Here is an 11,259-nt window from a genome sequence, read left to right on the forward strand (position 1 = left end):
GTGCTCGTCGAGACTGGCTGGTCACAAAGAGCTCATCCTATTTGCTCTTGGCCCAACCGTTTTTCAAACGGTGCACTTCGTACTTGAACCCGCGGGCTTAAATAGCAGATGAAAACCGAGGCAACTCCATCACTTCGATCCTTTCGCCTTGGCCTGTCCCGCAAGTTATCAGAAAGGCATCTTCGGCATGCCCTTCATGCCGCCCATGCGCTTCATCATTTTCATCATGCCCCCGCCCTTCATCTTCTTCATCATGTCCTGCATCTGCTCAAACTCCTTGAGCATGCGGTTGACTTCCTGCACCTGCACACCGGCGCCGGCGGCAATGCGGCGCTTGCGCGTGGCTTTGATGAGCTCGGGTTTGCGCCGCTCCAGCGGCGTCATGCTGTGGATGATGCCCTGTTTGCGCTGAATGTCCTTTTCCACCTTGCCCATGTCCATCTGGCCGGCTTTGGCAGACATGGCCGCGGGCAGCTTGTCCATCAGGCTGGACAGTCCGCCCATCTGCTTCATTTGCTGAATCTGGGCCAGAAAATCATTTAAATCAAAGCCACCGCCGCTTTTGACCTTGGCTGCGAGCTTTTGCGCCGCCGCCATATCGACGCCGGAGGTGACCTGCTCGACCAGCGCCAGGATGTCGCCCATGCCCAGAATGCGCCCGGCATGGCGCTCGGCGTCAAACACCTCCAGGCCGTCAAGCTTTTCGCTGGTGCCGGCAAATTTGATGGGTGCACCGGTAACCTGGCGCACCGACAGCGCCGCGCCGCCGCGCGAATCACCGTCGAGCTTGGTCAGGATGATGCCGGTCAGGGGTAGCGCGTCTTTAAATGCCTTGGCGGTGTTGACCGCGTCCTGGCCCTGCATGGCGTCGACCACAAACAGGGTTTCCACCGGGTTCAGGGCCGCGTGCAGCGCCTTGATTTCCTGCATCAGCGCTTCATCAATGGCCAGGCGACCGGCGGTATCCACCAGCAGCACGTCAAAGAAATGTTTGCGCGCATAGTCGAGCGCCGCCAGCGCAATGTCCACCGGCTTCTGGTCCGGCGAGCTGGGGAACCACTCGGCGCCGGCCTGGGCCGTCACCACTTTCAACTGCTCGATCGCCGCGGGGCGGTAAACGTCGCCCGAGACCGTCAGCACCTTCTTCTTGCGCTTCTCGATCAGGTGCTTGGCCAGCTTGGCGGTGGTGGTGGTCTTGCCGGCGCCCTGCAAGCCCGCCATCAGGATGACCGCCGGCGGTTGTGCCGCCAGGTTGATGTCGCTCACCCCCTCGCCCATGGTGGCCGACAGTTCCCGATTGACGATGCTGACAAGCGCCTGACCGGGCGAGAGCGAGCCCAACACGTCCTGGCCCAGCGCCTTTTCCTTGACGCGGGCAATGAAGTCGCGCACCACGGGCAAGGCCACGTCAGCCTCCAGCAAGGCCATGCGCACTTCACGCAGCATGTCGGTCACATTGGCTTCGGTGATGCGCGCCTGGCCTCGAATTTCTTTGACGAGGCGTGAGAGTTTGTCGGAGAGAGCGGAGGCCATATGGGGTATTCCGATGGACGGAACCTAGGTTGGGGGCCAGTAGAAAATGGCCGGATGCAAAACGCTAAACTGTAGCCATGATTTTAGCCAGTGCTTCCCCCATGACCGTGACTTTGGCAATTGGTGCCGCCGTGGCCTATAGCGTGTCCGCCATGGGTGCCGCCCGGCTGGGCACCGGGGTGGCACGCGCCGCCGTGCGCTTGGGCTGGTTGCTGCACGGCCTGATGCTGCTCTGGGGCCTGTTTGGCGAGGCGCCGCGCTTTGGGTTTGCACCGGCGTTGTCCGTGACCGCCTGGCTGGTGGCCGCCGTTTATGCGATTGAAAGCCGGGTTTACCCACTGTTGCAGACGCGTTGGGCCCTGTCCGCACTGGGCGCGGTGGTGGTACTGCTGGCACTTTTGTTCCCGGGCAGCCTGCTGCACGCCAGTGCCTCGCCCTGGCTGCCGCTGCATTGGGCACTGGGCATTGCGTCTTATGGCCTGTTCGGCGCCGCCGTGGTGCATGCCTGGTTCATGAGCCGCACCGAAGAGCGCATTCGCCTGGCCGCCGATTCCCGCCTGGGCATGCCACTGCTGACCATGGAGCGCTTGACCTTCCGGTTTGTCGGCGCCGGCTTCCTGCTGCTCTCGGCCACCTTGCTGCTGGGTCTCTTTTTTAGCAATGAGCTCTACGGCTCAGCCACGCCTTTGAAATGGAGCCACAAGACGGCGTTTTCCCTGCTGTCATGGCTGACCTTTGCTGTGTTGCTGGTGGGGCGCGCGCGCTTTGGCTGGCGCGGTCGACGCGCGGTGCGCGTCCTGTACATTGGCGCCGGTTTTCTGCTGCTGGCCTACGTCGGGTCGCGCTTCGTCATGGAGGTTTTCCTCGGGCGCGCGCCATGAAGTTTCTTTTGGTTCTGGTAGTCGTGCTGGCTGGCATTTGGCTGTGGCGATCCAACCGACAGTCGGACCCACGCCTGCATCGTGAAAATGAAAAAGTCGAGCCCCCGCCGCTGGATATGGTGCGCTGCAAGCTGTGTTCGGTCCATTTTCCAGCTGCCGATGGCGTGCAGGGCAAGAACGGCTGGTACTGCAGCGCCGATCATCGGCAGCGCGCGGAGCCTTGAATGAAGCCGCCGCCAGACGCGCACTCCTGGTTTGGTCCTTCACTGCTTGAACCCGGCTTAGACAAGGTCGACAAGCCCGAAGAATTTGAGCGGCTGTGGCGCGGCTTCATGACCGCGCGCGTCACACTAGGGCTGGTACTGATGTTGCTGCAGGGCACGATTCTTGTGCTCGGGGCCTCCAAAGACAGCGCCTTGCTCCTGATTTGTATCGGCTATTTTGCCGCTGCCCTGGCGATGCGCCTGCTGACGCGCCCGCGCCAACTGGGCCGCACGCTTGACCTGCAGTGGATTGGCACGGTTGGCATTGATCTGCTGGCGTTCACCGCCCTGCAATGGGTGCAAGGCAACAGCATCAACTACACACCCTTGTTCGCCCTGCCGATTCTGATGGCGGCCATTCTGGGCTCGTTGCTGGTGGCCATGGGCACGGCGGCGGGGGTCACCTTGTTGCTGTTTGGTTACGCCACCTGGATGTCCATTCAAGCACCGGGGGACATGGCCGCTCATTTTTTGCAGGCAGCGCTCACCGGTGCAGGGTGCTTTGTCATTTCATTGCTAGCCAGCCAGATTGCGACTCGTCTCGTCAAAGTGGAGCTACGGGCGCAACGCAGCCAGCTGGCCGCACGGGTACAGAAACGGGTCAACGAGCTGGTCATTGAATCTCTGACTGAAGGCATTCTGGTCGTTGATCAACGCGGCATTGTGCGTGCCGCCAACCCGGCTGCCCGCCAGTTGATGGGTTTTGGACGCAGGCCAGGGGAAAGGTCTTTTGCTCTCAGCGCGTTGGTTGAATGGCAGGGCCTGGTTGATTTGACGCAGCGCAGTTTTGCCGGGCATCCCACCCAGCAGGCCGATGTCACCATTCATCCGGCCGGTCAAGGCCCCAGGCACATAGAGGTGCGCACCCAACTGACGGCCTCGCAGGCAGGAGATGACGAGCAATTGTGTGTCATGTTTCTGCAAGATCAACGCGAGATGCAAGCGCGGATCCGAACCGAGAAGCTGGCCAGTATGGGCCGCATGTCCACGGCCGTTGCGCACGAAATTCGCAACCCGCTCGCAGCCATTGCGCAAGCCAATGCGCTGCTCGACGAAGAACTGCTTGACCCCAAACACAAGCAACTGACCCGGATGGTGCAGCAAAACGCCAAGCGGCTGGACAAAATTGTGGAGGATATTCTCAATGTCTCCCGGGTACAGCGGTCTGACAATATCAATTCAGCGCCGGTCCTGGACTTGAATGAGTTGGTCGAAAGAATTTGCCAGGACTGGAAAGGCCAGACCGCGAGCGAGCACCGGCTCAGCGTCCAACTCCACCCCCACTCGGTCGAAGTCACGTTCGAATCCGAGCATTTGCGTCGGATTCTGGTCAACTTGCTTGACAATGCACGGCGCTACGCGAGTCAACAGCTTGACGCAATTCAGGTGTCCGTCAGGCCGACCACCATTGAGCAATGCGTTTTGAGCGTCTGGAGCGATGGCCAGCCGATGGATCAATCCGTGGAGCGACATTTGTTCGAACCTTTTTTTTCCTCAGAAAGCCGCTCCAGCGGTCTGGGCCTTTATATTTGTCGGGAATTATGCGAGGGGCGCGGCGCCACCATTGGCTACGACCGGACCCCGCGCACCATGGCGGGCAAACCCGTTGAGGGCAATGAGTTTCTAGTGACCCTGCGGACCCGGCCAACACCCGCGCACAGACCCATGGCCAACAAGCGCACACCTGATAAATCATGGCATCAAACACAACGCTGAGTGGCGCCCGGATTTTGGTCGTCGATGACGAGCCAGACTTGCGCACGCTCTATGAGTTGACGCTGTTGCGGGAAGGTTACCGGGTGGAAACAGCCGCTAACCTGGCAGAGGCCTTGCAGCATATTGGTGAGAGCCGTTTTGACGTCGTGATCACCGACATGCGCCTGCCCGATGGCCTGGGCCTGGAATTGATCCAGCAACTCCGGGCGAGAAAGCGCCCCGAGCGTTGTGTCGTCATCACCGCCTATGGCTCTGCAGGCAACGCTGTCGAGTCGCTCAAGGCGGGCGCTTTTGACTATTTGACCAAGCCGGTTGACCTCAAGCAGTTTCGCACCGTCATCGTCTCGGCCCTACAAGAACCAGCCCCGCGGGCAGTCCCGGTCGGTCGCGTTGGTTTGCCACCCCCGGAGAGCAGCGACGCCGTGTTGCAACGGCTGGTGGGGGAATCAGACAGCATGAGGCGGGTCAAGGAGCGCATCGTCAAGGTGGCACGCAGCATGGCACCGGTCCTGGTGCATGGCGAGTCCGGTACCGGCAAGGAACTGGTGGCGCGGGCCATTCATGCCAGCAGCCACCGCACCGGCAGTGCCTGGGTCGCGGTGAATTGCAGCGCGATACCCGAGAGTCTGCTTGAGGCCGAATTTTTTGGCTCGAAAAAAGGTGCCTATACCGGATCAACCCAGGACCGTGATGGCTTTTTCCAGGCGGCCAACGGCGGCACCTTGTTTCTCGATGAAATTGGCGACCTGCCGTTGTCGATGCAATCAAAACTGCTGCGGGCCGTCCAGGAGCGCTGTATCCGCCCGATCGGGTCGCCCCAGGAAGAACCCGTCGATGTCCGAATCATCAGCGCCACGCACAAAGACCTGGGTCTGGAAGTGCTGGCGGGCCGTTTTCGCCAAGATTTGTATTACCGCCTGGATGTGATTGAAATTGAGATTCCACCGTTGCGCGAACGCCGGGAAGACTTGCCTGCACTGTGCCAGGCCTTGCTGCGTCGGATCGCGGCTGAGTCGGGCATGCTGGTTCCACCACTCTCCAAAGCAGCACTCGAACAACTCTCGCATGACCCGCTGCCAGGCAACGTGCGCGAGCTGGAGAATCTGTTGCAGCGCGCCGTCGCCTTATGTGACAGCGATGAGCTCCACCTTGATCTGGATGTCCGACAGCCGTCGACACAGGAGGCGTCTTTTCTGGATGGCGATGCAGCACCGCTGAACGAGGAGCAGGTCACCATCCCCAGCGACCTGCAAGGTCATCTCGACAGCCAGGAACGCGAGATACTGATGCAGGCGCTGCGTGAAACTGGCTTCAACCGCACCGCCGCAGCGGCCCGCCTCGGTTTGAGCCTGCGACAAATAGGTTATCGCATGGCCAGGCTCAGTATTGATGCCCCGCACAGTGGTGAATTGTCCGATGAGTCGCTCTAAAGCACTGGACAGTTCGCCGCTGTGGCGCGAGGGCTGGTACCAATTTGCGGGTCAACTCGCCTCACCCAATTGCGGGCTCCGGCCAAGCCAGGCCGAGATTGACCTGCTGGTGCTGCACTGCATCAGTCTGCCTCCGGGCCAGTATGGCGGCGACGAGGTACAACGCCTCTTTACCAACCAGTTGGACTGGAACGCCCACCCCTACTTCAAAAGCATTGAGGGCATGGAAGTGTCATCCCACTTCTACATCCGTCGCCAGGGTGAATTGCAGCAGTTTGTCAGTTGCGACCAGCGCGCCTGGCATGCGGGCGCGTCAAGCTACCAGGGACGCAGCAACTGCAATGACAATTCCATCGGCATCGAGCTTGAAGGGGTTGACGACGGCCCCTTCGATGAGCGTCAGTATGAAACGCTGGCGAGCCTGTGTGCGGCCATCCTGCAGCGCTACCCCATCACACAAGTTGCCGGACACGAACATATCGCGCCAGGACGAAAAACCGATCCGGGAAGTGGCTTCGACTGGGCCCTGCTCCAGCAGGCATTGGGTCTGTCCACACATTTTTTCCCGTCCGGGATCTTGTCGAAAAGTCGCTGCTGACAATTGTCAGGATTGCTGTGGGGTCTTTTCAAACAACCACTAGGGGTAGTGGTTTATGATCACGTCGACCCTACATATAGCGTTTGTCAAAGCCGACGCAAACCTGTATCCCGGGATCAGGTTCTGCCCATTTCGGCACCGCCTCCCCTAAAACAAAATGACAGACGAGGACAAGATGCAAACTGCTTCAAACCCATCACCCGCCCCGCACGCCAATGTTCATGCGCTTCACAGTGCAGATGGCATCAACGACACCGCAGCTCATTCATTGAGCCAGTACCAGATCATCCGCCGTAACGGCGCAGTGGTGCCTTTTGAGCCCAACAAGATCGCCGTTGCCATGATGAAGGCATTTTTGGCGGTGCATGGCACGCAAGGCGCCGCCTCGGCCAGCGTGCGCGAATCCGTTGACGGCTTGACGCAGACTGTGATCCACGCACTGATGCGCTCGCGCCCGGCCGGGGGCACGTTTCACATCGAGGATGTGCAGGATCAGGTGGAGTTGGGCTTGATGCGTGGCGGTCACCATGAAGTGGCTCGTGCTTATGTTTTGTATCGGGAAAAGCGCTCGCAGGAGCGGGCGCAGCAATTGATCGCCACCACAGCCAAAACACCCTTGTTGCATGCCATCGACAAGGGTGAGCGCATCGTGCTGGATCTGGCGCGCCTGCAAGGCATCATCGAGTCGGCATGCAGCGGCTTGGGAGCGGACGTCAAGCCTGAGCCCATCCTGGCGGAGACCATGCGCAACCTGTACGACGGCGTTCCGATGGACGAGGTGTACAAGGCCTCCATCCTGGCGGCGCGAACGCTGATCGAGAAAGACCCCGACTACACCTATGCCACCGCGCGTTTGTTGTTTCACACCATGGCCAACGAAGTCCTGGGCCACGATGTGATGCAGGCTGATATGGCACAGGCTTACGTCGATTATTTTCCCCAATTTATCAAAAAGGGGATCGACCACGAATTGCTCGACGAAAAGCTCCAGCAATTTGATCTGCCGCGACTGGCGGCCGCACTGAAGGCAGAACGCGACTTGAAGTTCGATTACCTGGGACTGCAAACCCTGTACGACCGCTATTTTCTGCATGTCGGCAAGGCCCGCATTGAATTGCCGCAGGCGTTTTTCATGCGCGTGGCCATGGGGCTGTCGCTCAATGAGATCGACCGTGAAGCGCGCGCGATCGAGTTCTATGAAGTCCTCTCCTCTTTTGATTTCATGTCCAGCACCCCGACGCTGTTCAACAGCGGCACCCTGCGTTCGCAGCTGTCAAGCTGCTACCTGACCACCGTTCCTGATGACCTGGACGGCATTTACGAATCCATCAAAGAAAACGCCCTGCTGTCCAAGTTCGCCGGCGGGTTGGGAAACGACTGGACGCGGGTGCGTGCCCTGGGGGCCCACATCAAGGGAACCAATGGCGAGTCGCAAGGCGTGGTGCCGTTCTTGAAGGTGGTGAATGACACGGCGGTGGCGGTCAACCAGGGCGGCAAGCGCAAGGGCGCGGTTTGCACCTACCTCGAAACCTGGCATCTTGACATTGAAGAATTCCTGGAGCTGCGTAAAAACACCGGCGATGATCGCCGCCGGACCCACGACATGAACACGGCCAACTGGGTTCCTGACCTGTTCATGCGTCGCGTCATGGAAAAAGGCCAATGGACCCTGTTCTCACCCAACAATGTGCCCGATCTGCACGACAAGTTTGGCGCCGATTTTGAGGCTGCTTACGTCGCTTATGAGGAGAAAGCCGCCCGCGGCGAGATCAAACCGACACGCACACTGCAAGCGGCGGACCTGTGGCGAAAAATGCTCACCATGCTATTTGAAACCGGTCACCCCTGGATCACGTTCAAGGACGCCTGCAACATCCGTTCCCCGCAGCAGCATGTCGGCGTGGTTCACTCCAGCAACCTGTGCACCGAGATCACGCTCAATACCAGCGACACAGAGACCGCCGTCTGCAACCTGGGCTCGGTCAACCTGCTGCAACACCTGAAGGACGCCCCCACAGGCTCGGGCAGCACCACCAAAATGCTTGACCATGCCAAGCTGCAAAAAACCATCACGATTGCGATGCGCATGCTCGACAACGTGATTGACATCAACTTCTACGCGGTCAAGAAGGCACGCGACTCAAATGTGCGGCATCGGCCGGTGGGTCTAGGGTTGATGGCGTTCCAAGACAGTCTGTATGAGCTTCGCATCCCCTACGCCAGCGATGCGGCCGTGGCATTTGCCGACACCTCCATGGAGGCCATCTGCTACTACGCCTACTGGGCGTCCACCGAACTGGCACATGAACGGGGCCGGTACGCCAGCTACAAAGGTTCACTCTGGGATCAGGGCATTTTGCCAATTGATACCTTGGACATGCTGGCGCACGAGCGCGGCGGCTACGTGGAAGTAGATCGATCATCCACGCTGGACTGGGAAGCTCTGCGCCAGAAGATTGCCAGGGACGGCATGCGCAATTCCAACTGCACGGCCATCGCGCCCACCGCCACCATCTCCAACATCATCGGTGTTGACGCCTCCATCGAACCCTGCTTTGGCAACCTGTCAGTTAAGTCCAACCTGTCAGGCGAATTCACCATCATCAACAGCTACCTGGTGCAGGACCTCAAGCGCCTGGGGCTGTGGGACGATGTCATGGTGATGGACCTGAAACACTTTGACGGCTCCCTGAGTCCGATCGACCGGGTGCCAGCCGACATCAAGGCCTTGTATGCCACCGCCTTTGAGGTGGAAACGCGCTGGCTGGTGGAAGCCGCGGCGCGGCGCCAGAAGTGGATTGACCAGGCCCAATCGCTCAACATCTACATGGCGGGCGCCTCAGGCAAAAAACTGGACGACACGTACAAGCTGGCATGGATTCGTGGCCTCAAGACCACCTACTATCTGCGCACCATGTCGGCCACCCATGCCGAGAAGTCGACCGTCACCGCCGGGCGCATGAATGCAGTGTCTTCAGGCAGCGAGTTGCAGCCTGGCAGTACCGGCATGAGTGCACTCGACGCTGCGGCGGCCACCGCAAGAATGCAGATGGCGGCCGGTCCTGCAACCGACATCAAGTTTTGCGGTCTCGACGATCCAACCTGCGAGTCATGCCAATGACCTTCATGCCCTCGACATATCGTGTCGACGCGATGTTGCTGCACCACACTCATCAACACAATACCGTCACGATATGAATGAATACTTTTCATTTCATTTCGCTGCTCTCATAATCTGCTGATTGGAACCATCTATGTTGTCCTGGGACGAAGAAGTCAAGCCCACACCGCCATTGCCTCATGCTCGCGGCTCATCCAGCAGCCGCTCGACAGAGCCGTCGCTGCCATCCGCCGAGGGTCACACACTGCATGATGGCCCGGCCCGACCCGAAGTTACCATCAGCCCCCACCGCGTCAATGCCGCTGACAAGCGCATCATCAATGGCAAGACCGACGTCAACCAGCTCGTTCCCTTCAAGTACAAGTGGGCGTGGGAGAAATATCTCTCCAGCTGTGCCAACCACTGGATGCCGCAAGAAGTCAACATGACGCGGGACATTGCGCTGTGGAAAGATCCCAACGGCTTGACCGACGACGAGCGTCGCATCATCAAGCGCAATCTGGGCTTTTTCGTCACTGCAGACTCACTGGCGGCCAACAACATTGTGCTTGGCACCTACCGCCATATCACCGCGCCAGAGTGTCGCCAGTTCTTGTTGCGCCAGGCCTTTGAAGAAGCCATTCACACCCATGCCTATCAATACATCGTGGAGTCGCTGGGTCTGGATGAGAGCGAAATCTTCAACGCCTACAACGAGATCCAGTCGATCCGCGACAAAGACCAGTTTTTGATCCCGTTCATTGAAGCCATCATGGACCCGGCCTTCAAAACAGGAACTCACGAGACCGACCAGACCCTGTTGAAGTCGCTGATCGTCTTTGCCTGCCTAATGGAGGGTCTTTTTTTCTATGTTGGCTTTGCGCAAATTCTGGCCCTGGGGCGTCAAAACAAAATGACCGGAGCCGCCGAGCAGTACCAGTACATCCTGCGCGATGAATCCATGCATTGCAACTTTGGCATTGACTTGATCAATCAGCTCAAGCTTGAAAACCCGCAACTCTGGACATCAGAGTTCAAGGCTGAAATCAAGGCGCTTTTCGAGCGAGCTGTCGAACTGGAATACCGCTACGCTGAAGACACCATGCCCCGCGGCGTGCTGGGTATGAATGCATCCATGTTCAAAGGCTACTTGCGTTACATCGCCAACCGCCGCGCCACGCAGATCGGTCTTGAGACGCTTTACCCCAACGAAGAGAATCCGTTTCCGTGGATGAGTGAAATGATTGACCTCAAGAAAGAGCGCAACTTTTTCGAGACCCGTGTCATTGAATATCAATCCGGTGGTGCGCTGTCTTGGGATTGATCTGAAAAAATGACAATAAGAATTTCACATCTTGCTGACTGCCTTAGTGAAGGTAGCGGTGACTTGTGTGCCCTGGTTCATGGTACTGGGTTTGAACCCAGCACCATGCATCGCTTCATGCGCTGTGACTGGCATGAAGTGCCCTTAGTAAATTGATCAAGGAGAACAACGATGGCAACTGCAAAAAAACTGGTCGTAAAAAAGGCCGCTCCCGTAACGAAGGCTGCTCCAGCCAAGAAGGCTGCTCCAGCCAAGAAAGCTGCTCCAGCCAAGAAGGCTGCTCCAGCCAAGAAGGCGGCTCCAGCCAAGAAGGCGGCTCCAGCCAAGAAGGCGGCTCCAGCTAAGAAAGCGGCTCCAGCTAAGAAAGCGGCTCCAGCTAAGAAAGCGGCTCCAGCTAAGAAAGCGGCTCCAGCT

The 11,259-nt window shown here is 58.8% G+C and carries 9 protein-coding genes; 8 read left to right on the forward strand and 1 reads right to left on the reverse strand.

The window, feature by feature from the left end; genetic code table 11:
* Nucleotides 1–168: 168 nt before the first annotated feature.
* Nucleotides 169–1,533, reverse strand: a complete 1,365-nt coding sequence (ffh, locus tag GZ093_RS17760; RefSeq protein WP_296488565.1) for a signal recognition particle protein — start codon at nt 1,531–1,533, stop codon at nt 169–171.
* Nucleotides 1,534–1,610: 77 nt separating this feature from the next.
* Between ffh and ccsA the strand changes: the two genes are divergently transcribed.
* The 8 genes from ccsA to GZ093_RS17800 all read left to right on the forward strand — a co-directional run.
* On the forward strand, nt 1,611–2,414 hold the full coding sequence (gene ccsA, locus GZ093_RS17765) for a cytochrome c biogenesis protein CcsA (protein WP_296488567.1): 804 nt from the start codon (nt 1,611–1,613) through the stop codon (nt 2,412–2,414).
* The gene (locus GZ093_RS17770) at nt 2,411–2,638 is read left to right on the forward strand and encodes a PP0621 family protein (protein WP_296488570.1); all 228 of its coding nucleotides are present in this window, start codon (nt 2,411–2,413) and stop codon (nt 2,636–2,638) included. Before ccsA ends, GZ093_RS17770 begins: the two co-directional genes overlap by 4 nt.
* Nucleotides 2,639–4,393 (forward strand): ATP-binding protein, encoded by a 1,755-nt coding sequence (locus GZ093_RS17775; RefSeq protein ID WP_296488573.1) that lies wholly within the window; start codon nt 2,639–2,641, stop codon nt 4,391–4,393.
* A complete protein-coding gene (locus tag GZ093_RS17780) occupies nt 4,372–5,823 on the forward strand; it encodes a sigma-54 dependent transcriptional regulator (RefSeq protein ID WP_296488574.1) in 1,452 nt (483 codons plus the stop codon). The genes GZ093_RS17775 and GZ093_RS17780 overlap by 22 nt, the downstream gene beginning before the upstream one ends.
* The gene (gene ampD / locus GZ093_RS17785; protein WP_296488577.1) at nt 5,810–6,421 is read left to right on the forward strand and encodes a 1,6-anhydro-N-acetylmuramyl-L-alanine amidase AmpD; all 612 of its coding nucleotides are present in this window, start codon (nt 5,810–5,812) and stop codon (nt 6,419–6,421) included. The genes GZ093_RS17780 and ampD overlap by 14 nt, the downstream gene beginning before the upstream one ends.
* A 175-nt stretch (nt 6,422–6,596) precedes the next feature.
* The gene (locus tag GZ093_RS17790; RefSeq protein WP_296488581.1) at nt 6,597–9,542 is read left to right on the forward strand and encodes a ribonucleoside-diphosphate reductase subunit alpha; all 2,946 of its coding nucleotides are present in this window, start codon (nt 6,597–6,599) and stop codon (nt 9,540–9,542) included.
* 133 nt (nt 9,543–9,675) lie between these two features.
* Nucleotides 9,676–10,845 (forward strand): ribonucleotide-diphosphate reductase subunit beta, encoded by a 1,170-nt coding sequence (locus tag GZ093_RS17795; protein ID WP_296488584.1) that lies wholly within the window; start codon nt 9,676–9,678, stop codon nt 10,843–10,845.
* A gap of 171 nt (nt 10,846–11,016) precedes the next feature.
* The coding region (locus tag GZ093_RS17800; protein WP_296488587.1) for a hypothetical protein at nt 11,017–11,259 on the forward strand (243 nt) is incomplete at its 3' end.

This window comes from Rhodoferax sp., assembly GCF_010365055.1.
GTDB lineage: Bacteria > Pseudomonadota > Gammaproteobacteria > Burkholderiales > Burkholderiaceae_C > Rhodoferax.